Origin of the sequence: Streptomyces sp. NPDC016640 (genome assembly GCF_043076215.1) — a bacterium.
Taxonomy (GTDB): Bacteria; Actinomycetota; Actinomycetes; order Streptomycetales; family Streptomycetaceae; genus Streptomyces.
Window position 1 is genome coordinate 74,800 of the sequence record NZ_JBIBRG010000016.1, and the last position, 21,213, is coordinate 96,012.

Consider the following 21,213-nt stretch of genomic DNA (forward strand, 5'->3'; position numbering starts at 1 on the left):
CCACCGGGGAGGCCACCATGGGTACGACGTCCGCCATACGACACAGCGCAGGCTCCGGCCCGGGCAAGGGCCGCGACGGGGGCGACGGCCGCTTCGGTCGGATCGTGCGGTCTCCGCTCGGCTGGATGCTGGCGGGAATGGTCGGCGTCGGCCTGCTCTCGGGGCTGACGGCGACCGGACCCGGCCCCGTGCCGGTGCTGGGCGCGGTTGCCGCGGTGGCCGTCTACTGCTATGTCATGCGGTGTGGGGCACGACGCTCCGCGCCGGAGATCGCCCGGTCCGGGGCCGCCCGGGAGGTGCTGTTGGGCGGCGGGATCGGCCTGGGCTTCATCCTTGTCTCCGCCCTCCTGATCACGGCGTTCGGAGGCTACTCGTTCACCTGGGCGGGCGACGGCTTCATGTCGGTCGTCTGGACCGCGGTCGTGGTGCAGATCGGCGCTGCGGTCACCGAGGAGTTGTTGTTCCGCGGTCTTGCCCTGCAGGCTCTTGAGCAGCTGTGGGGTAGCCGGGCCGCCGTCGCGATCACCTCGCTGTTCTTCGGTGTCGCCCACCTGGGCGCCCCGGGAGCGAGCGCGTGGAGCGGACTGGCGATCGCTCTGGAGGCGGGCGTCCTGCTCGGAGCCGCGTTCTTGTGGCGGCGTAGCATCTGGTTCGTCGTGGGGCTGCACTTCGCCTGGAACACCACGGAGCAACTGCTCGGCATCCCGGTCTCCGGACACGCCCCCGAGGGCCTGTTCACCGTCGACGTCCATGGCTCCGCCCTTCTGACCGGTGGCAGCTTCGGTCTGGAGGCATCGATCATGCCCGTCCTCATGGGCGTGGCCATCGCCGTTCCGATGCTTGTCCGCGCCCACCGGAACGGTGGCATCAAGACCCGCCGACGCGCGCCCCGTTGAGACAGGCCGGCTGGAGGAAACTGAAGTGATGTCCCGTCAGGCGACCTGGAGCATCCCACTGCTCCGGGCGTCGCTCGACCGGTGGCAGGAGCGGGATGCTCTCCTCAAGGACGGTGTCCTCGCCCTGACGCTCACCACGCTGGCCTTCGTGCCGCCCCTGTCCCAGATCGGTGCGCAGATCGGCGATCTGCCCGAGCGGCCGGCGAACGTGCTGAGCGTCGGGCTGGTCCTGGCCCAGACCGTCCCGCTGGCGGTCCGCCGCAGGTGGCCCGCAGTCTGTCTGGCCGTCATCGCGGGCGTGTTCGCCGTGCACCAGGCGCTGGGCTTCGCGACAACGTTTGCGAGCATGGGGCTGTATCTGGCCCTGTACTCCGCCGGGGCCCACCAGGTCCGCTTCCGCCACGGCCTGGTCGTCGTGGCGAGTGCGGGTTACGCCGTGCTGGCCGTCGTCCTGAACCGTCTCGGCTCACCGAATTCGCTACCGGACTACCTCGCGTTCTCTCTGGTTCTGGCCGCGGCCTGGCTGGTGGGGAGCACGGTGCGCACACGGCGGACGGAAGAGGCGAAGCAGCGGCGGCTGGCCGCCGAGATGGCCACGGCCGCCGAGCGTGCGCGGATCGCGCGCGAGCTGCACGACGTGGTCACCCACCACGTGACGGCCATGGTGGTCCAAGCCGACGCGGCGCAGTTCCTGCTCACGTCCGCGCCGGAACGCGCCAGCGAGGGACTGACGGCCGTCAGCGACACCGGCCGTCGGGCTCTGACGGAACTGCGGTACCTGCTCGGTGTCCTGGAGGCGACCGGCGAGGCGGCGTCCGCGGACCCGGTGGGTGCGGGCCGGGCACCCGCCCTGGGGCGGGTGGGGGACCTGGTCGAGCAGGCCCGCAGGTCGGGTCAGCCGGTCGAGTTCGGCGAGCAGGGTGAGCGGCGGCCGCAGAGCCTGGACGTGGAGCTGGCCGCGTACCGGGTGGTGCAGGAGGCGCTCACCAACGCCTTGAAGTACGCGGGCGGGAAGCCGACACGAGTCCTGCTCCGGTACGGCGACGAGCACATCGAGATCGTGGTGACCACCGACGGACCCGCCGCCGCACCGGTCGCGCGGAAGCCGGGTCCCGCGGGCGGACGGGGGCTGGCCGGGCTGCGTGCACGGGTGCGGATGCTCGATGGTGAACTGGAGGCCGGTCCCCGGTCCGGAGGCGGGTTCGAGGTCCGTGCCACGATTCCGTCCAAGCCCCTTCAGGAGTGACCTCGTGAGCGATAAGCCGCCACCGACCCGTGTGCTCGTCTGCGACGACCAGGCGCTGGTGCGGACCGGCTACGTCACCATCTTCTCCGCGCAGCCCGACATGGAGGTCGTCGGGGAGGCCGAGAACGGCCACGAGGCGGTTCAGACCGCGCGGCGGCTGCGCCCCGACGTGGTCGTGGTGGACATCCGGATGCCCCTGCTCGACGGCATCGAGGCGACGCGGCAGCTGGCCGGTCCCGATACCGAAGGCGCGCCGAAGGTACTGGTCGTCACCACGTTCAACGTCGACGCCTACGTCTACGACGCGTTGCGCGCCGGAGCGAGCGGGTTCCTCCTCAAGGACGCGCCTCCGGCGGAGCTGGTCAACGGTATCCGGACCGTCGCCCGGGGCGAGGCCCTGCTGGCACCCGCCGTCACCCGCCACCTCATCGGCCACTTCGCCCAGCATCTGCGACCGGCCGGCGCCTCCCGGCCGGCCCGACAGGACGTCGTGCGTGCGCTGACCCCCCGCGAGCTGGAAGTGCTCCAACTGATCGCCGAGGGGCTGTCGAATGCGGAGATCGCCGCGTCGATGTTCATCACGCCCGAGACCGTCAAGACCTACGTGTCGCGCATCCTGGCGAAACTCGGCCTGCGAGACCGCGTCCAGGCCGTCGTCCTCGCCTACCGGGTCGGACTGGTGCCCGGCACACTGTGACCGGCATGCGCGTGTGCCCCGTACAGCGCCGCCTGCTATCGGCTTCAGGGCACTGTCGCGTTGGCTGACCGAGTGGGACGATCTTCTGGTTGGCCGTGCTGGGGAGGGGTTCGCTCGCGCCGTCCGCGCCGCCGTCGTACAGGGGGCACCGGTACCCGGTCGAGGTGATCGCGCCCTGCGTGTGGCTGTGCTTCCGTTTCCCGCTCGGCTTCCGCGAGGTCGAGGAGCTGATGCTCGAGCGCGGCGTGATCGTTCCCCACGAGACGATCCGCCGCTGGTGCGCGGAGTCCGGGCAGTCCTACGCCAACGGCCTGTGCCGCAGGCAGCCCCAACCCTGCGACAGGTGGCACCTGGACGAGGTCTTCATCAAGATGGGCGGCGAGCAGAAGTACCCGTGGCGGGCCATCGACGCCGACGGCACCGTGCTGGACATCCTGGTCCGGAGCCGGCGGGACACCGCTGCCGCCGGGCGGTTCCTTCGCCGCCTGCTGAGGAGGACCTGCTCGGCGCCGAGGGTGTTCGTCACCGACGAACTCCGCTCCTGCGGCGCGGCCCACCGCGAGGGCGTGTCCTCCGTCGAGCACCGCTCACACAAGGCTCTGGACAACCGGGCGGGGAACAGTCATCAGCCCACCCGGCAGCGTGAACGCGCGATGAAGGGCTTCCGCAGCGCCGGCGGGGCCCAGCGGTTCCTGTCGGCGTTCAGCGGCACCTCACTCCGCTTCCGGCCCCGCCGCCACCTGATGACCGCCACCGAATACCGCACCGAGATGACCATCCGCTTCGCGATCCGGGACCAGATCACCACCACGTCCCATGACCCTCTACACGGTCACGAGCGCCAGGCGACTCGAGGAACCGCCGGACGGGCCCTGGGCCGGATCCCGCTCGATCATGGTTCCTCGCCCTGCCCGGACGGGCAGCCGACGGCGGAGCCGGGGAACGAATCCAACGGGTGACTCCTTGGAATCATATGGTTGCCAAAAGTAGCAACATCATAAATCCCCCCATATCTTCAAAACCATGAGAAAAAGACGGGCCATACTCATTAGTTGCGCCATCGCGCCCCTCGTCATCGGCACGGGCGTCCTCGCTCCGGCCGTGTCCGCCCACAGCGAGTCCGAGCGACTGGTCCGGCCGGGCCAGTCCGTCCAGGAAGCCATCGACGCGGCCGGCCCCGGAGCCACCATCGTCCTGACGCAGGGCACCTACAGAGGAAGCGTCACGATCACCAAGCAGCTGACCCTCCGGGGCGCGGGCGAGCGGACCGTGATCGCGCCGGGAAAGGACGAGGAAGGACAGAGCGCTTGCGCTGAGGAAGGCAACGGCATCTGCGTCACCGGCACGGACGAGCACCCCGCCACCGGGGTGCGGATCCAGTCGCTGACCGTCGAAGGGTTCAAGAAGAACGGTGTCTCGGCCACGCGCACCGACCGACTGGAGGTCCGCCATGTGACCGCCCGGGACAACGGCCAGTGGGGCATCGCGCAGGATCGCTCCACCCGCGCCTCGTTCCGCCACAACACCGCGAGCGGCAACGGCGACGCCGGGATCTACACGGCCAACGTGTTCGAGGCCGACGCGGAGAGCAGGACCTTCGACACCCGTGGCACGGTGATCAGCGGCAACCGCCTGACGGACAATCGGATCGGCATGACCACCCGTCGGCTCAGGAACCTCACCGTCGAGCACAATGTCGTCACCGGGAACTGCGCGGGCGTCTTCCTCGTGTTGCCACGCACGGTGGGCGACCTGACCGTCCGCAGCAACGCGGTCCACGAGAACAACAAGTACTGCCCTGCCGCCGCGCGCCTGCCCCACCTCCAGGGGGTCGGCATCGTCCTCGTCGGTACGGAGAAAGCGCTGGTGACGCGGAACGTGGTCCACGACAACGTGGGCGACTCGCCGTATTCCGGCGGCATCGTCGTGTTCGGCAGCATGGACGGCGTCTCCAACGAGCGGAACGTCGTCCGCGACAACCTCGTGCTGGGCAACCGCCCGGCGGACCTGGCCACCCGCGACGACAAGGGGAAGGACAACGAGTTCATCAACAACACCTGCGAGACCTCCGAACCGGTCGGCACATGCTGACCGGCCAGGCCGCGGCGGTCCGGGGCAGCCGTCTCCGGAGGGACACACGCGCGATCACAACAGGGGAAGGCACCCTTCCCCTGGCGTACGGCTACGGGCGTGGGTTCGTCCCGTCCTCGTCGGGGTGGGTCAAGGAATCTTCCTCTCCGCTCGTCAAAGAGCCGGAGGGTCGGGGCCGGCAGGTGCTTGGAGGGCCTTCGCCGGCCAATGCGGTCGCTCTCGAGCCGGGCGGGACGCCGGCCGGCTCATGGAGGGGTGGGAGGCCGGGTGCCGGTCGCGCACAAGGATCTTGACGAAGGTGTTCACGCCGGAGCTGGAGGCGGCCGTCGCCACGCACGGGCGGGACGAGCAGCGGTGCCGCCTGCTCCCGGCCCCGCCCGTGCCGGATCCCTCGTCCATACAAGCGGGAGCGGGTTTCGGGGTGCCGGCCGTGGCCGATCGAGCGGCGGGCGGTGGCCGGGACGGAGGAGCTGTTCAACGCCGCGCGTCACCTCCTCCCCGAACGGGCCCGGCTGCATGTGACCGTGGAACGGGCCGGCCCGGACGAGGACGCCCACCGGAGGTCCGTCTGGCCCCTCCGCAAGCTTCCGGGAGGACGAGCCGGCACCTGTGGCGCACCGACGCCACCTCCGCGGAACTGGCGGTGCAGATCGGCCGGCGGCTCGGACTCGACGGAAACCGGCTCTGGCAGCCCGGCCCGGACGGCCGGCTGACCCAGACCGACCTGGTCCGCCTGGCCGCCCTCGCCTGGGCCGTGCCGGCGAGCACCACGGCGCCGGGCACCGCGGCACCGTAGTGCCGCGGCGTCGCGGGCCGGCCCCACCCGACGGCAAGGTGCTGGGGTCGCCGCCCGTGGCAGCGAGGTCTTCGCCCGCGTTCGCGTTCGCGTTCGCGTTCGACCGGAAAGTCCCTGTCAGAACCGATCAACGCCCCGTAAGAATGCCTTCTCGGCCTGACCGGCCGCCCGCAATCAGAAGGAGCCACCACAGATGCGTCGCCTTCGTTCCGTCTGCCTGGCCCTCACCGGCACGGCAGCGATGTTCGCTCTGACCGCCGCGCCCGCCCAGGCCGCCCCCGGTGACGTCTCCACCTCCTGCGCGAGCGTTCTCACACCGGCCGGTCACGTCGACGTCAGCTGGGGCTACAGCAGCAGCTGCGGCACGCAGAGCTTCAGCCCGAACATCAAGCAGATCAAGCAGCTCACCGGTCTGCCGGTCGGCACCGTGGTCAGTGCCTGCGCCTCCACCTACCAGCCCGCCGGCTGGGCCCAGACCAGCTCGTACTACAGCAGCAGCTGCGTCTACTCGTCGGCCCCCAGCTTCAGCCACAACGCCTGGCAGCTGAAGCGCGTCTCCTGACCCGAAGGGGGTGGCGAGGCCCCTCGTCGAGCCGGGTGAGCACGGCGAGAAGGCCGTCGGCCGACGCCTCCGGGCGTTCCTCGCCGCCGGAGGGCCGCCGACGGCCGCGCGCACCGCGTGCATCGCACGAGCCGGGCCGCACCACCGCTCTCGCCCGGACGGCGGGCGCTGCTCGCTGCGACACGGGGCGGGTGCCCGTGGACGGGGTGATCGTTCTCCGCCGGGTGGGGCAGCCGGGAAAAGCTGAACGTCACGTCGGCCCGCGCGTGCTGGAGCGCAGCGGCCTCGTCGAGGGCATCCCCGAACCGCTCCACCGGGCGTGAGCGCCGGCGGCGTGCTGGGCACCGTGCCCATGAGACGGCGAAGCCCTGTGCGCGCGGTGAACCGGGTGCGCACGGCTCCGGCTGGGACAAGAGGCACGCCTGCGTGCCGTACACGGAACAGCAAGCCGGCGGCCTGTACGCCTCCTTCCGTCTCAAGGAGACTCAATGCACCACTCCCTTCAATTCTCCCTGCGCCGCAGGAAGAAGGTGACGACCGCTGCCCTCACCGTCGCCATCGCCTCACTGTCGCTCTCCGGGTCCGGTCCGGCAGCGGCGGCCGGTGCCTCCGGGCAGGGGTCCGTCAGGCATCACGTCGCCCTCGCCGGCTCCTACGCCGCCGGCACGGGCCTGCCCCAGCGGACGGGCGCGGAGTGCAGCGTTCCTCGGGCAGCTACCCGTCATGACTCGCCGAGACGTACAAACCGACCGTGTTCAAGGACGTCACCTGCGGCGGCGCCACCACGCGCTCGCTGTGGACCGAGCAGGGACCGGCCGCACCGCAGGTCGACGCCCTCACCAAGGACACCGACCTGGTGACCGTCACGCTCGGCGGCAACGACCTGGGCTTCTCCGAGGTGCTCACCACCGGCGTGCTGGCCGGACTGGCCGGACTGGCCGCCAAGGAGCGCATTCCCTGCCATGACCAGCTGCTCAACAGCGGCAAGAACCTGGACGCGGACTTCGTCAAACTGAGCACACGCGTGCCCGACATGCTCACCGACATCAAGCGGCGCAGTCCCGAGGCGCGTGTCGTCGTGGTCGGGTACCCGAATCCGTTCCCCGCCGACGGGAGCACCTGCGGTTCCTCCGTGCCCCTGGCCAAGGGGGACGTCGCCTGGCTCAACCAGACCACGAACCGGCTGAACCTCCTGCTGGAAAGGGCGGCCTACACCAAGCAGGCCGAGTTCGTCGACATTTCCTCCCCGTTCCGCGGCAAGGACATGTGCCAGCCCTCCAGCAGGAAACGCAGCGAGTGGAACTGTCCGATGTGAAGGGCATCGCGCAGGTCAGCCCGGTGGATTTCTCCGATGACGGGGCCGCCGCTCGCGTACGGGTCGTTCCGGCCACGGGGCCGCGTGCCGCCGCGACCAGTGATCTGGTCACCCGGCTGCAGGACCCGGCTGGCACCGCCGGCCCGGAACAGTGGCAGCGACCTCGCGGTGACGGGACAGACGGCCGTGGACGTTCCCCCGGGGGGTGCGGGCCAGGGACGGGTACGCACCCCCCGGGGTGGCGGGCACTTCGGCGGGACTAGCCGGCGGGCAGGGCGACGAGGGGGAAGTCGACGTCCGTGCGGGCGACGGAGTTGAAGTAGTTGGTGAAGACGCTCACCTCCAAGGGGCTCGTCGAGCGCCGGCGCGACACCACCGATGCGCGCGCCGCGTCACTGACCCTCACACCGGCCGGCAAGGCGGAGGCCGAGCGCCTCGCCCAACTGCCGACAGAGTTCGCCGAGGCCATGTCCTCGCTCGCGCCGGAGGATCTCGCGGCCATGCTCCGCGGCATGAGCAGCATGATCAGATCACTGCAGGGCCAGCGGGCCATCCCGGTCACCCGGATGTGCTCGACATGCTCCCATTTCAGGCCGCAGGCCCACCCGGGCAGCGACAAACCGCACCACTGCGCGTTCGTCGACAACGCCTTCGACGACGGAGAGCTACGCCTGGAGTGCCCCGACCACCAAGCGCCCTGAACCGGGTCGGGCACGACGCTCCACGAGCGTCCGGCGCACTCTGGTGGCACTTGCGCCGCATCACCCCCGGCCGCCCCGAGGGCGCTCACCACCCCTTCACCAGGAGGGCGCGGCCCTGCTCGAACCGCCGGGCGCTGCTCGCGCGTCATGCGGCCGGCCGACGGCACGGAAGCGTGTGCTGCCGCAGGTCCGGATCCAGGTCGCGGCCGGGGGCGGGATCGCCTGGGACGTCCCGGTGGGCCGCCCCGCCGTCCGAGCGCATCGGCACGCGGCCGGCGCCCTCACCGATCCGCCGCCGCAGCCTGCGCCGCAGGGGGCCGCGGGCTCCTCTGCCGCTTCGGCGGCGTGGGTGGCATCGCGTGTGCCGAGGACGCCCGGGCGCCGTCGGCGACCCGCGGAGCCGCTGCGGCCCGCCGCGCGGGAGCTGGAGCGCAACGGCTTGTCGATGAGTCGCTCGAGCGGGCCCGGAGCCCGGAGCCCGGAGCCGGCTCGGGAGCAGATGCCGGGGGTGCGCTGCGCGCCGTTCTGCGGATGCCGGGACAGACGCGGGACAAGGAACGCGAGCCGGGACGGGCCCGCTGTCGCGTCTTCCCCTTTTCAGCCCGAGGGCCCCCTTCACGCCATTTCCGGGAGAGTGCCGATCGCGGCAGTGTGAGCCACGCCACTATGGCGAGCGAACTCCCGTTCGCATCGGTCAGTTGGTCAACCGGTCAGAAGGAGCACCCGTGACTCAAGCCGTACCCCCCTTACCCGTGGTCGTGGAGAATCCGGTCGTCAAGTTCTCCAGCGCCCCGCAGCGCCCGCCCTTGCGGCATCTGGGCCGGCCCTCCCTCCGCACCTCGGTCTCCGGCGCCCGGCGACGCGCCCGCGGTGAGGCGCCCCGTGTTCTGCTCGTCGTGCCCTCGTACACGCGGGTCGTGGAACCCTCCCCCGAGCGCAGCAGCTTCCGGGCGCTCGGCCTGGACACTTTCGAGGTCATGAAGCGGGCCGGCACCCCGATCGGGCTTCTGCGCATCGCCGCCAACGCCCGCCTCGCCGGTTTCGACGTCCGCATCGTCGACTCGCCCTTCGCCGGCTGGGAGCAGGAACGCCGGCTCGTCGACCTCGGCGGCGGCAGCGGCCTGGTCCGCTACGGCCTCGACGACTCACAACTGCGCGCGATCATCGAGGAGTTCGAGCCTGACATCGTCGGCGTCCAGTGCATCTACACGGTCCAGTGGGGCAACGCACGCGCCCTGGCCGACCTGGTCAAGGGCATCGACCCGGCGATCGTGACGGTCACGGGCGGCGCCCATCCCAGCGGGGACTGGCAGTACGCCGTGCCGGACTCCCCCTTCGACCACGTCGTCATCAACGAGGCCGACCAGACCTTCACCGCGCTGCTGCAGGCACTGACCGAGGAGGGCGGCGACGTCGACGCGGTGCCCGGCGTCGCCTACCGACGGGCCGACCTCGCCGTGGTGCGGACCACCGCCAAGTCGCCGTACATGCGCATCCTGCCGAAGCGGCAGGGGCTGGACCAGCGGCTCGGCATGATGCCGCTGCCCGACTTCGGCATGCTGGACATGCGTCAGTACGAGCAGGCGTACCACTCGTCGGGAAAGCGGGTGCGCGACCACGGCTCCTGGGCGCAGATCTTCTCGACCATCGGCTGCAACGTGGGCTGCGACTTCTGCTACATCCCGATGGTGAACGGCCCTTGGCGGGCGCTCGGCGTCGACTGGTTCGACCTGCACCTCGCCGAGATCACCAAGCAGGGTGTGACCGAGGTGCTCATCGAGGACGACCATCTGCTGCACGACCCGCTGTACGCGATGCGCGTCTTCGAACTGCTGCGCAAGCACGACCTGCCGTGGGTGGAGGAGGGCGGCCTGAGCCTGTTCAACCTCGTCCTGCTGCACTTGGGCGAAGGATTCGCGAACGGCATGGACGACGCGGAGCGGCGCAACCCCAACTTCCGCAACATCCTCTCCGCGATGCGTTCCGGACTGACCTGCCGCGACCTGATCAGGGCGATGGCCGACGGCGGATGCTACAGCGTCTACCTCGCCGTGGAGAGCGCCAACGAGGACAGCCTCGAGCAGTCCGGCAAGCCCCGTCTCAACGCCTTCCAGAAGGCCACCGGCGAGATCGTGGAGATGTTCACGGAGTACGGCATCCAGGTCACCGGCGGTTTCATGCTGGGCTTCGTCAACCCGCCCGAGCGACCCGGCGGCGAACCGTACATCGAGTCACTGGAGCAGATCGAGAAGACCATCGACTACGCGGTCACGCTCATGGGCCACGGGATGGCGTACGCCAACCCCTTCATCGTCACCCCGCTGCCGGGCACCAAGATGTGGGACTTCCAGAAGGACTACGTCGTACGCCACTACGACAACGGCTGGTCGCACGAGAAGGCGACCATGGCGACGGAGAGGTGGAGCGCGGAGGACATCGAGCGCATGCGGCTGGAGCTGCTGGTGCGTGCCAACGGCGCCGACAGGGTGACCGAAATGGTCCGCCGCGGGACCTGGCCCGTGGACGCGTGACGGGTTCGCGACGCGGTCGCGACCGGCTCAACCCCGGCGGCGCGCCGCACGCAGCGCGTCCGCCGAGGCGAGCATGGCGCCGCCGGTGATCAGCACGCAGGCGGCGGCGACGGGCCAGCTCGCGTCGGCCCGTCCCGTCGCGATCAGCAGGGCGGTGGACAGCAGCGGGGCGAAGTACGACAGGGTGCCCAGGAGCCGGATGTCGCCGTGCTTGGTGCCGTGGTCCCAAATGTAGAACGCGCCGCCGACCGGCCCGAGGCCCAGCGCGAGCACCGCGAGCCACTCGCCGCCGTCGGGCCGAACCGTGTCCTCGAAGAACAGATGACAGACGGCCGCGAGCACCGCGGTGGCCAGGCAGAAGAGCGCCACCATGTCCGTCGGAACCTTCGGATAGCGCCGGTTGGCCACCGAGTACGCCGACCACACCACCGCGCAGACGGCGGCTGCCGCGTACCCGAGCAGGTACTCCCCGCGGAACTGGACGCCCTGCCCGCCGGTGACCAGCAGGAAAGTGCCGCCGAGTCCGAGCACCGCGCCTGCCGCGTGCCACCAGCGCAGCCGTTCACCCGGCAGCAGTGCGGAGAACACGACGATCAGCAGCGGCCACAGATAGGCGATGAGGCCGGCGTCGACCGCGGGGGCGTTGCGCAGGGCCACGAAGTAGAAGAAGTGGTAGCCGAACAGGCCGCCGACGCCGAGCGCCCAGGCCCCTCGGGGCACCGCGCGGACGAGCGCTCCTCCGCCGCGCAGCGCCCGCGGCAGTCCGAGGATGCCGCCCATCGCGAACGCCATCGCGGTGAGCTGGAACGGCGGAATCCGCCCGATCAGCGTGGTGAACAGGGCCAGCGACGCCCACAGCAGCACGGCCCCGGCGCCGATCGCGGTGGCCCTGAGCTGGTGCGCCGGATGCGGCGCGGCATCGTGCTCCCCCTCCGGCGCCGCGACGTCGGCTCGCGCGTCCCGAGCGTCCACATGCCCTCCAGCCACAGCCGCCGTATGACGGCCCGTCAACCTACGACCACTCAGGGACATCGTAGGGAGGCGCCTCGCGTGGACCCGCGTTTTCCGGTCAGCGGGCGGGGCCTGCCGGGGAGGAACGGCGTGGTCCGGCCCTCGGTCTTCCCGAGGTCGGGCGGTTGTCGGCCGGGACGGCCACGGGTCATGCACGAGCAGGGCTCCCGGCCTCGGCGTGAGAGCGAGGCGGGCGACCACATGCGCGGTACGCTCCATGAGAAGTCGAATATTCGCGCGGACCGACCCGGACTTCGGACACCAGCGGCGGACCGTCCCGCAGGAGACGATCACACCGGGTGGGAGCATCGACTCCTCCACCTCGCGGAAGCCGAGCGGAAAGCGGAAGTACAGCCACACGCAATGGGTGATCACCCCGGCCCGGTACCGGTGACCCCTCCACGACGGCGACGCGCTCCCCGCGGACGGCCCCTCCCAGCCTGATCAACTTGAAGATCATCCCACCCGGCCAGCCATCGTGACAATGCCCTTCCCCCACATCGGCGGCCTTCTTGTCACCGCAACGGGGATCGCAACGAGCCCTGGACATCGCCCTACGACCGGGCTGGGCGTCCGGCGAGAGCTGTTGGCCAGCGTGTACATGGTCTTGTGCGGGCTGCCCTCGACTGCGATGGTCGGTCGGCGGGCACGGCTTGCCGCGTGATGCCCGACAACGGCCCGGGCACCGAACAACGGAGCATGCAGTGAAGCGATTACGCCCTGTCCCCACATTCGGCGCAGCGATGGTCCTGGCCTTCGCCGGGCTCTTCCTCGCCGGAAGCCCTTCCACCGCAGGAGAGGTGCCCGCCTCCGCCAAACAGCCCACTGCGGAGGGCCACCTGCTGGTGTACCCGAACAAGACCTGGGCGAGCTTCCCCAGTCTGCAGGCGGCCATCCAAGCCGGAGACGCCGCCGGCATCTCCGCCGTGACGTTCTACGACTGGGTCAACTACAACTCCAGCGGCCCTACTCTCACCTACTCCGTCTCCAGGGATTGCACAGCCACCACCGGCGACAAGGACCACGTGTTCGAGAACTTCCCCAACGGGTGGAACGACAGCGTCAGTTCGGTCAGCACCCAACTGGGCAACGGCTCGCACTGTGACGTGTGGTTCTCGGCCGACGTGAAATTCGAGGGCGAGTGCGGAAACCAGTGGTTCGACCTGCACCCGAACCTGACACAGGTGCCCTACGGGTGCGACAACAAAGCGAGTTCCTTCGAGCTGAGCTAGCGCGCTCCAGCCGGACTGAACCGCTCCGGACTCAGTGGAAGGCTTGGCTCTGCCGCGTGAAGGCAGCGACCACGCCGAAGCTCGGCATGCACCCGGACGATGACGACGAGCCGGGGCACCTGCCTGCCGGACGGCCCGGCCTCCTGCCGAGCCCGGACGGCCCTCCGGGTCGAACCGGATCCGCTCCACGTCCGTGAACTCGATCTCCAGGCCCTGGGCGTGGCCGCCGTCGCGGAAGTACATCTTTCCGAGGCCCTCGGCGGCCGGGCGCGCGGCTGCCGCCCGCTCGCGCCTCCGGTCTGTGCGTCGAGGAGGAGGCGTCGCCTGGCCCGGGACCTCGGTGTGAAGCCGTTGATCGCCCGCCGCGGCACCGAGCACGGCTCCGGACCGGGCACCCGACGCTGGGGCGTGGAGCGGTGTTCGCCCCCTGCACTGGTTCCGCCGTCTGCGGATCCGCCAGGAGAGTGGGTCGACGGGTACAACCACCGTCGGCTCCATGGCGGGACAGGGCACGTCCCACCCGCCGAACACGAAGCCACCTCCTACCGGGTAATCACGGAACCCCGGCTCGCAGCCGCCGACTGAGATCTCCGCCGGATCCGGGGCGGTTCGCCGTTCACCGGCGAGGGCTTCGGGTTCGGGCAGTGGAGCAGGACGCGCCGGCGTCCCGGGCCACTGCCGCGTCCCGGGCCCCTCGAAACCGGCCGCTCGACGTCCCACCCGGACGGCCCGGGCAGGGTGCAGCCGTCACGCGGTGGCTCCAGGGGCCGCCCCGTTCATCACTTCGGCCCGCGCCCTTCTCACCGTCTCCGCCGGGTCGGCGCCCCGCTGCAGGCAGGGCAAGGTCAGGTGCCACCAGTCGGTGAGCCGGTGGGTGATGCGCTGAGGGCCCTCCAGGGCCTCGGTGAGGGTGCAGAGGCCGAAGAAGGAACGGACCAGGATGCAGGCGGTGGGCGCGGGTCGAACGCGGTACGCGAGATGGCCGGAAGCCCGGGCCTGGGCGAGGAGACGGGTGGCGGCGGTGGTCCACAGGGCGAAGGGGTCGGGGAGCGGAGCGTCGATGGTGTCGCGTTCTGCCCACAGGCGTGCGCCGGCGCGCGTGAGGGTGTCCTCGGCGAGGGCGCGGGCGGCCTCGTAACTGAGGGTCACAAGGCGTTCCAGGGGCGGTGTGGCAGGGTTCGCGTACCGTGCGGCGAGGCTCGGCCAGGTGGCGAACCGGTCCCGGACGACGGCGAGCGCGAGCCCTTCCTTGCTGGCGTAGTGGAAGTAGACGGAGCCGCTGGTCCGGCCGGACGCCGCGCTCACGTCGTTTACGCTCGTTCCGGCGTAGCCCTGCTCGGCGAAGAGGCGTGCGGCTGCTTCCAGAAGAGATCTGCGGGTCACTCGCGCCCGTTCCTGCAACGTGCTGTCCACCTTCGCTCGGCGTTCTTCGGACGACCGAGAATGTAGTGCGCCCGCGCACGCCGGAGACAATCAGCGACTTCTGTGCGCTGCGACTGCGCATTCTTTCGAACGTGAACACTTACGGGTGTTTCCGAGGTCATTTCCGGTGTGGTTCCTGGCGCGGCACCGACTCCTTCAACAGGAGTGGGCCCTTCTGGGCCGCCTTCCGGATATAACGCAACTCGTCACATCTTGCGGGTGGTTGACGGACCGGAATACCGACGGCAATCCGCTGGCACCCCACTGCGACTTACACCTTCTTTCTCACTTTTGTCCATCACACGAAGTAGTGATTGAACTACTTTGGGTGGCAAAATAACGTAGCGAGTGCAATGTTTCCCGTTCGAGGCGCTTTGTCCGATTAATTTGCCTTCCGTTCGTATGAGAACGCCGGAAGGGGCAGGTGATCCGCACGTCCTGAACGGGAGCGGCATCCCTACTCGTCCGCGGTCCCGCCACGAGCACGACCGCTCACCCCTGCGAGGCCACCATGACCGCTCAGGCACATCTCCTTCTCGGCTGGTCCCCCGAAGCCGTCGTCCTCGACTGCGACGGCACTCTGATGGACACAGAACGTCACTGGCAGGTCAGCCGGAACCAGGTTTTCGGCGCCTTCGGGCTGACACCCCCGCCCGGGTTCGCGGAGCGGGCCAAAGGAGTGCACTACACCGACTGCGGTCGGCTGATGGCCGAGGAGACACACAAACCGGAGTTGGCCGCCGATCTCACGAGGGCGCTGCTGGAGCGCTTCCTCGCGCTCGTCGCCGACGATCCCGCGACGATGCCGGGGGCAGCCGAGTTCGTGCGGCTGCTCTCCGGTCGGCTGCCCCTCGCGGTAGCCAGCAACTGCCCCCTGGAAGTGGTGGAGGAGAGTCTCGGCCGGGCGGGGTTGCGTCAGCACTTCCAGCACATCGTCGTCCCCTCCGGCATGCCGCCGGACGCGGATGGTGAGAACCGGGAGGCGGACCGTTGCGACATCGTGCGCCCCAAACCATGGCCGGACGTGTACGCGACGGCGGTGCGTCTGTGCGGCGTCCGGCCGGAGGCGGCGTTGGCCGTCGAGGACTCCCTGACGGGGGTCGAGTCCGCGCGGCGGGCGGGGCTGCGGGTGGTGGGAGTGGGGCCTCGGCCGATCGAGGAGGAAGCCGCGCGGGCTGACCTGTGGGTGACGACACTGCGGTCGCCCGAACTCCTGGCGTGGATCAGGACGCGGGTGCTGGAGCAGCCCGAGGCACCTGGACGGGACTGAGGCCGGCCGGGACCTGGGCGATCCGGGCACCGATCAGCCGAGGTGCGGGGTCAGGTCCCGCACGACCCCGCCGGCCGAGGCGAAGAGCAGGCCCACACCGACCGCACCTGGATCGGGTATGCCTTCGGTGCGTTCACCGAGGTAACTGGCGCGGCCCATCCGGGCCCGCAGCCGGGCGGTCTCGCGTACCCCCTGCCAGGCGGCTGCGGCAGCGTCGGCCAATGCCTGGGCGGGCGGGGTGGCGCCGGGAGCCGACCGCAAGGCGCCGGCGGCAGGGGCGAGGGCGTCGACGAGGGTCTTGTCACCGGGGGCGGCGCCACCGACACGACGGATGGCGGCGAGCCCGTGGGCGACTCCCTCCGCCAGGGCGGGTGTGGTGGCGCCGGAGGACTCCAGTGCTACGGCCAGCGACTGGAGCAGCAGGCCGAAGAGGGGGCCGCTGGTGCCGCCGATCTCCTCGAGGAAGGCACCGGCGGCGGCTTCCAGGGAGGCACCGTCGTCGGGGGAGGTGAGGGAGTCGAGACGGGCGAGAGCGGCGGTGGCCCCAGCCGTGAGGTTGCCGCCGAAGTCACCGTCCCCGACCCGCTGGTCGAGAACGGTGAGCTGATCCTCGGTGGCGCGTACCGATGCGGCGAATCGCCGCATCCAGGCATCGGCGGACACGGTGTCACGGGCAGTGGTCGTCATGGTGTGATTCCCCATCTCGGTGGCCTGGGCAGTGCCGGGGGGTGAGGTCACCAGCGCAGGGCGGCGGTGTGGACGGGTGCGTCGTAGTGAGGCAGGTCCGAAGGGTCCGCGACGAGCAGGGTGAGCGAGAAGCCGCGCATGTCGAGGGCGGTCGCGTAGTCGCCGACGAGGCAGCGGGAGACGCTGAGGCCTCGGGCATCGAGGACCCGTACGAGTTCGCCGTGGACTGCGTACAGCTCCAGGGGTGTGACGGCGCCGAGACCGTTGACCAGGACGACAAGGGCGCAGCCCGGCTCGGGGGCGAGTGCGGTGAGGAGTTCGCTGGTCATGCGCTCCACGAGGGGGCCGAGAGAGCTTTTCTCAGCGGTGTGCCGGGCGCGTTCCCCGTGGATGCCGACGCCGTACTCGATCTCGTCCGGCCCGAGGTGGAAGGCGGGTTCGCCCAGAACGGGAGAGGTGTGGGCGCCGGAGGCGACGGCGAGAGTGCGGCAGCGGGCGGCGAGGCGGTTGCCGAGCCGCTGGAGGTCGTCGAGGCCGGCGCCGGTGTCGGCCGCGGCGCCGAGGATCTTTTCGATGAGGACGGTGCCGCCGGTCCCTCGGCGTCCGGAGGAAATCTCGTCGGAGTCGGAGGCGAGGTCGTCGTCGACCAGGACGCTGGCACAGCGGACGCCGCGGTGGGCGAGGCGTTCGGCTGCGATGCCGAAGTTGATGCGGTCGCCGGTGTAGTTCTTGACGATGTGCAGGACGCCCGCGGGCCGGGCCGCCGCAAGGGACGCCTCGTAGATCTGGCGGTTGTGCGGGGAGGCGAAGATCCGGCCCGGGCAGGCGGCGTCGAGCATGCCCCGGCCGACGTATCCGGCGTGCATCGGCTCGTGCCCCGCGCCGCCGCCGGAGAGCAAGGCGACCCGCCGGACGGGAGCGGTGTCGCGGGCGAGGAGAAAGCCGTGGTCGGGGTCCAGGGTGAGCAGGTCGGCGTGGGCCAGGGCGAAGCCCTGCAACGCGTCGGACACCAAGGTGTCGCTGTCGTTCTCGAAGTACGAGGCCATCGGGTCCTCCGTCGTCGAGGGCCGCAAGGGGCTCGGCCAGCCGCTTTCCGCCGGAATCGGTTGTTCCATGCTGTGGCCCTCGCCGTCGGGGAGCAACTCACACGGTGAACAGGTGACCTCGGACGCAGCAATGAGGGTCCGGATCAGCGCGTCGACGGAGGTCAGGTGAGCGGTGCCGCCGGCCGACGTCTCGAGGCTGGAGGCGAGATCCTGTCCCCGCGACCAGAGGTCGGGGGCTGAGGTCGCTCGAGGAGGACCGGGCGGAGCTGGTCAGCGTGACGACGGTCCTCCCAGCCCGCTTGGCCCGGCCGGTGAATCGTTCCGGTCGTGGTGTGCTGGGCCGAATGCGCGCACAGGTCGTCTTCGGCCCTGGCGGCAAAGCCGTGGACGTCGTCGACGGCGGGACGACGACACCCTTGGTGCCTCGGAGGGACGACCGGCGTCACCGGTGGGATGCGCGCCCGGGACATGCGGCAGGGGGCGGGGAGTGGCCGCAGCGGTGGCCGGGGCCGTGGTCAGGCCGCGTCAAGCCGGCGGTCGTGCGTGGGGAGCGTGCTGTGTCCTCGCCTGCCACCGGGGATCAGGCGCAGGTGCCGGCGGCGGGCGTGGCGGGGCGGTTGTGCGGTGCGGGTGAGCCATTCCTCGATGCGGCTCGTGGTGTACAGCAGTGCTGTCATGACCAGCAGGAGCAGACACGCGACCAGGACCACCGGTTCCCCTTTCGTGGCAGGCGATCCGTTGACGAGTGCCCCGGTCCGACGCGGCGACGGCATGCGGGGATGAAAGTGCTGTGCCTGTGCCTTCGGACCGCCCTCACAAGGGGGCGCGTCCCGGGGGCGTGCCGCCCGGTTTGCCGAAGAAGGGTGATGCGGGCGTTGTCAACTTGGCTGAGCGCAGGGTGTGTCAGGATATACCGGGCCGGGGCCGGGGCCCACCGAGGCCGTTCTCAGGCCGCGGTGGGCGGGCTGGCGATCGCATTCCAGACGGTGAAGCGGGTGGTCAGCTGATCGCGGCACCGGGCGCTGCTCCTTCGGCAGCATGCGGAGGGACCGTTTCGCAGCCGGCGCGTCGCGCCTGCTCCGGACGAGGATGCCTGGGACGTTGCCGTCCTGGACGGCAGCCCGCCACGGGCACCGGCGCTCGCCGTCGACCTGATGAAGACCTCGTCCCGGCGCCACTCGTCCCCGGCTCCCGGTCGACGGCGCCGCCTCGCGGGCACAGGCCGGACCGGACCTTGCGCACCACCGCCGGATGATCGCGTACGAGACGACCACGCCCGGGCAGGCATCAGCTCCTCGATCTCGCGCGAGCTCAGTGTGAAGCGGTGACGGATCCGGACGCGGCGGGCGGTGATCTTTGACGGCAACCGGTACCCCTTGTACGACGGCGCTACGAGGCCCCTGCCGACAGCCGAGGATTCAGAGGACGGCCCCAGCCGATCGTCCTGTCCGTCAGCCTGACGACGCGACCGGGCCAGCCGCTGCGGCGGCTGGCCCGGTCGGCGCGCCGCTCCCGGTTGGAATGTACAGGACATAAGTGGTGAAAGGCCATGTCTAATATCATAATGGTGAGGTGTCATGAAGAGCAGCCCGCTCAATGAAGAGCGCCTGCATCACCTCGCGGTGACCGGGACCGAAGTGTTGAGCCCCTTTCATGGGCCCTCCCGGACCGGCCCGCCTCCACTTCCGACAGCACACGTGACACCGCTCCTCACAGCACCGGCCTCGGCAGCGCGCGGCAGCACGGCGGCCGCCGGACGCCGGTGAGGTGCAGGCTGGGCCTCCGACCGGAGAACTCGTCGCGTGGCGCATTCGAAAAGCCGCTCATCCGGAAGCCGGGCCCCACGTGTGACCGGGGTCCCCCACGAAGGGAGTTCCGATGACAAACTCGCGCAGCAGGAAGATCGCCACCGCCAGTGTGTGCGTACTGTCCCTCGCCGCGGCCGTCCCCGCCTCCGCCTCCGCCTCCGCCTCCGCGGATGGTGCGGCGCAGGGGAACGGCAACGCGTCCGTGTCCGTCTTCCACGGCGTTCCGGGCCTCACCGTCGACGTGTATGCCGACGGGAACGAACTGCTTCCCGACTTCAGGCCCGGCACCCTGACCGAGCCCCAGTCCCTGGCCCCGGGCACCTACGACATCGAGGTCTTCGCCGACGGCCAAGGCCCCGACGGCGATCCCGCCATCCAGAAGAGCGTCGATGTCCCGGCCGGGGCGAACGCCACGCTCGCCGCCCACCTCGACGCGCAGGGCGACCCCACGCTCACCGCGTTCGTCAACGACACCTCCAAGGTCCCGGCCGGACAGTCACGGCTGACAGTCCGTCACCTGGCGGCGGCACCCGCCGTGGACGTCCGCGCGGGCGGCGAGCCGGTCGTCGAGGGCCTGACCAACCCGGACGAGAAGTCGCTCGAGGTGCCCACCGGCACGGTCAGCGCCGATGTCGTCCTGGCCGGGACCGACACCGTGGCCCTCGGCCCCGCCGATCTCGACCTCGCCGAGGGCGCCAACACGGTCGTCTACGCCTGGGGCAGCGCCGAGGACGAGAACCTCGCGCTGAAGACGCAGACGATCAGTGGCATGGACTCCGCGCCGCGCGGTGTGGACGCAGGCGAGAGCGGCGCCATGGCCGCCGACAACGAGTCCGCCAGGATCTGGCTCGCCTGGGGCGCTGCGGGCGCCGCCGCGGTCGCCGGTCTGCTGGCCGCCCGCCGCCGGTACACCCGGAACGATTGACGGCCATGCGTTCCCCCGCCAGGGGTGGGCGGCCTTCCGCGGCGGTTGTCGGGGCCGCCGCGGTCGTTGCCGCCGTTCTGGCGGCGCTGCTGGCCTGGTCGCTGTGGCCGTCCGGAGCCCCGGTGCCGTCGGACTTCGGCGAACGGCCGAGGGCCCAGGAGCCCACGGCCGAGCCGTCGTTCGGGGTCCACGACAATGGACCGAACGGGGCGGAGAACGCGTCCGGCCCCATACCCGAGCCGACGGTGCTGCGCGTCCCACGGATCTCCCTGGAGGTCCAGGTCCAGGACATCGGCGTCAGGGACGACGGTACGGTGGAGGTTCCCGACAGCGCGGGGCAGGCCGGCTGGTACCGCTACGGCCCCGCGCCGGGTGCCCCCGCCGGATCCGCCGTCCTCATCGGCCATGTGGACGACCGCACTGGTGAGCTGGGCGCTTTCGCCAAGCTGTACGGAGTCCGGAAGGGCGACGACGTCACCGTCGCCCGCGAGGGCGCGCCCCCCGTACGGTACGAGGCGACGGCTCGAGAAGTGGTCGACAAGGACAGGCTCCCCGACGAGGTGTTCCGGCGCCACGGACGGCCGGTCCTGACCCTGGTCACCTGCGCGCCCCCGTACGACCGCCAACGCGGCGGCTACCAGCGGAACCTGCTGGTGTACGCCGTTCCTGCCCGAGATCGCGGCTATTGAACTCGAACTCGTGAGGTCGTAACGGGCCGATCGCGGCCCGCTCGGCGTGGAATCACCGTGGGATGCGGTATCCACAAGGGGGTGGGCTGACCGCCGGACGCGGGGAGGGGCGGCAACGGCCACGGCTGGAGGTGGCTGGGCGGTTCGAGTGCGGTGGGACGAACACGGTGATCGCCAAAGGAGGTTCGCCGGCGTCCCTGGGCAGCACAACCGGGCCGGGTCACGGTGGCCGCCACGTACGCCGGCGGGCTCGAAGGTCTCTTCGTCGGAGGCGGCCGTGCCGGGGCG

The 21,213-nt window shown here is 70.7% G+C and carries 18 protein-coding genes and 4 pseudogenes; 16 read left to right on the top strand and 6 right to left on the bottom strand.

Annotated elements, in window-relative coordinates:
* Positions 1-17 precede the first annotated feature (17 nt).
* From ACF07S_RS27905 to ACF07S_RS27945, 9 genes and pseudogenes are all read left to right on the top strand, one after another.
* Complete coding sequence (locus ACF07S_RS27905) at positions 18-896, top strand: CPBP family intramembrane glutamic endopeptidase (RefSeq protein ID WP_391966322.1); 879 nt, start codon at positions 18-20, stop codon at positions 894-896.
* 28 nt (positions 897-924) lie between these two features.
* Complete coding sequence (locus ACF07S_RS27910) at positions 925-2,142, top strand: sensor histidine kinase (RefSeq protein ID WP_391975438.1); 1,218 nt, start codon at positions 925-927, stop codon at positions 2,140-2,142.
* A 4-nt stretch (positions 2,143-2,146) separates the two neighbouring features.
* Positions 2,147-2,839: a response regulator gene (locus tag ACF07S_RS27915; RefSeq protein WP_391975439.1), complete on the top strand. Its 693-nt coding sequence runs from the start codon at positions 2,147-2,149 to the stop codon at positions 2,837-2,839.
* A gap of 98 nt (positions 2,840-2,937) precedes the next feature.
* Positions 2,938-3,645, top strand: a pseudogene (locus tag ACF07S_RS27920) (IS6 family transposase); the annotation flags it as partial.
* A gap of 217 nt (positions 3,646-3,862) precedes the next feature.
* The gene (locus ACF07S_RS27925; protein WP_391975440.1) at positions 3,863-4,930 is read left to right on the top strand and encodes a nitrous oxide reductase family maturation protein NosD; all 1,068 of its coding nucleotides are present in this window, start codon (positions 3,863-3,865) and stop codon (positions 4,928-4,930) included.
* A gap of 643 nt (positions 4,931-5,573) precedes the next feature.
* Complete coding sequence (locus ACF07S_RS27930; RefSeq protein WP_391975441.1) at positions 5,574-5,726, top strand: hypothetical protein; 153 nt, start codon at positions 5,574-5,576, stop codon at positions 5,724-5,726.
* Positions 5,727-5,919: 193 nt separating this feature from the next.
* A complete protein-coding gene (locus tag ACF07S_RS27935; protein WP_391966327.1) occupies positions 5,920-6,288 on the top strand; it encodes a hypothetical protein in 369 nt (122 codons plus the stop codon).
* A gap of 739 nt (positions 6,289-7,027) precedes the next feature.
* A pseudogene (locus tag ACF07S_RS27940) lies at positions 7,028-7,603 on the top strand (SGNH/GDSL hydrolase family protein); the annotation flags it as partial.
* A 326-nt stretch (positions 7,604-7,929) separates the two neighbouring features.
* Positions 7,930-8,304: a MarR family winged helix-turn-helix transcriptional regulator gene (locus ACF07S_RS27945; protein ID WP_391975442.1), complete on the top strand. Its 375-nt coding sequence runs from the start codon at positions 7,930-7,932 to the stop codon at positions 8,302-8,304.
* Positions 8,305-8,682: 378 nt separating this feature from the next.
* On the opposite strand, the pseudogene ACF07S_RS27950 reads toward ACF07S_RS27945, so the two are convergent.
* Positions 8,683-8,868: pseudogene (locus ACF07S_RS27950) on the bottom strand (DUF6411 family protein); the annotation flags it as partial.
* Between the two features lie 161 nt (positions 8,869-9,029).
* Here ACF07S_RS27950 and ACF07S_RS27955 point away from each other — a divergent pair.
* On the top strand, positions 9,030-10,835 hold the full coding sequence (locus ACF07S_RS27955) for a B12-binding domain-containing radical SAM protein (protein WP_391975443.1): 1,806 nt from the start codon (positions 9,030-9,032) through the stop codon (positions 10,833-10,835).
* Between the two features lie 27 nt (positions 10,836-10,862).
* Here the strand turns inward: ACF07S_RS27955 and ACF07S_RS27960 are convergent, their stop codons facing one another.
* On the bottom strand, positions 10,863-11,807 hold the full coding sequence (locus ACF07S_RS27960) for a DMT family transporter (RefSeq protein WP_391975444.1): 945 nt from the start codon (positions 11,805-11,807) through the stop codon (positions 10,863-10,865).
* Positions 11,808-12,063: 256 nt separating this feature from the next.
* On the opposite strand from ACF07S_RS27960, the gene ACF07S_RS27965 reads away from it, so the two are divergent.
* The 3 genes and pseudogenes from ACF07S_RS27965 to ACF07S_RS27975 form a co-directional block, all read left to right on the top strand.
* Entirely contained in the window at positions 12,064-12,240 is a 177-nt protein-coding gene (locus ACF07S_RS27965) for a hypothetical protein (RefSeq protein ID WP_391975445.1), read from the top strand.
* 349 nt (positions 12,241-12,589) lie between these two features.
* Entirely contained in the window at positions 12,590-13,078 is a 489-nt protein-coding gene (locus ACF07S_RS27970; protein ID WP_391975446.1) for a hypothetical protein, read from the top strand.
* A gap of 306 nt (positions 13,079-13,384) precedes the next feature.
* Positions 13,385-13,541 (top strand): annotated as a pseudogene (locus ACF07S_RS27975) (IS5/IS1182 family transposase); the annotation flags it as partial.
* A 284-nt stretch (positions 13,542-13,825) separates the two neighbouring features.
* Here ACF07S_RS27975 and ACF07S_RS27980 read toward each other — a convergent pair.
* A complete protein-coding gene (locus ACF07S_RS27980; protein ID WP_391975447.1) occupies positions 13,826-14,491 on the bottom strand; it encodes a ScbR family autoregulator-binding transcription factor in 666 nt (221 codons plus the stop codon).
* Positions 14,492-15,011: 520 nt separating this feature from the next.
* On the opposite strand from ACF07S_RS27980, the gene ACF07S_RS27985 reads away from it, so the two are divergent.
* Positions 15,012-15,770 (top strand): HAD family hydrolase, encoded by a 759-nt coding sequence (locus tag ACF07S_RS27985; protein WP_391975448.1) that lies wholly within the window; start codon positions 15,012-15,014, stop codon positions 15,768-15,770.
* Between the two features lie 33 nt (positions 15,771-15,803).
* Here the strand turns inward: ACF07S_RS27985 and dhaL are convergent, their stop codons facing one another.
* From dhaL to ACF07S_RS28000, 3 genes are all read right to left on the bottom strand, one after another.
* Complete coding sequence (dhaL, locus tag ACF07S_RS27990; protein WP_391975449.1) at positions 15,804-16,457, bottom strand: dihydroxyacetone kinase subunit DhaL; 654 nt, start codon at positions 16,455-16,457, stop codon at positions 15,804-15,806.
* 47 nt (positions 16,458-16,504) lie between these two features.
* A complete protein-coding gene (locus ACF07S_RS27995) occupies positions 16,505-17,503 on the bottom strand; it encodes a dihydroxyacetone kinase subunit DhaK (protein WP_391975509.1) in 999 nt (332 codons plus the stop codon).
* 515 nt (positions 17,504-18,018) lie between these two features.
* The gene (locus ACF07S_RS28000; protein WP_391975450.1) at positions 18,019-18,213 is read right to left on the bottom strand and encodes a hypothetical protein; all 195 of its coding nucleotides are present in this window, start codon (positions 18,211-18,213) and stop codon (positions 18,019-18,021) included.
* Between the two features lie 1,168 nt (positions 18,214-19,381).
* Here ACF07S_RS28000 and ACF07S_RS28005 point away from each other — a divergent pair.
* Positions 19,382-20,236, top strand: a complete 855-nt coding sequence (locus tag ACF07S_RS28005) for a DUF4397 domain-containing protein (RefSeq protein ID WP_391975451.1) — start codon at positions 19,382-19,384, stop codon at positions 20,234-20,236.
* A 5-nt stretch (positions 20,237-20,241) separates the two neighbouring features.
* Positions 20,242-20,925 carry a class F sortase gene (locus tag ACF07S_RS28010; RefSeq protein ID WP_391975452.1) on the top strand — a complete coding sequence of 228 codons (684 nt, stop codon included), beginning with the start codon at positions 20,242-20,244 and terminating at the stop codon, positions 20,923-20,925.
* The last annotated feature ends 288 nt before the right edge of the window (positions 20,926-21,213 follow it).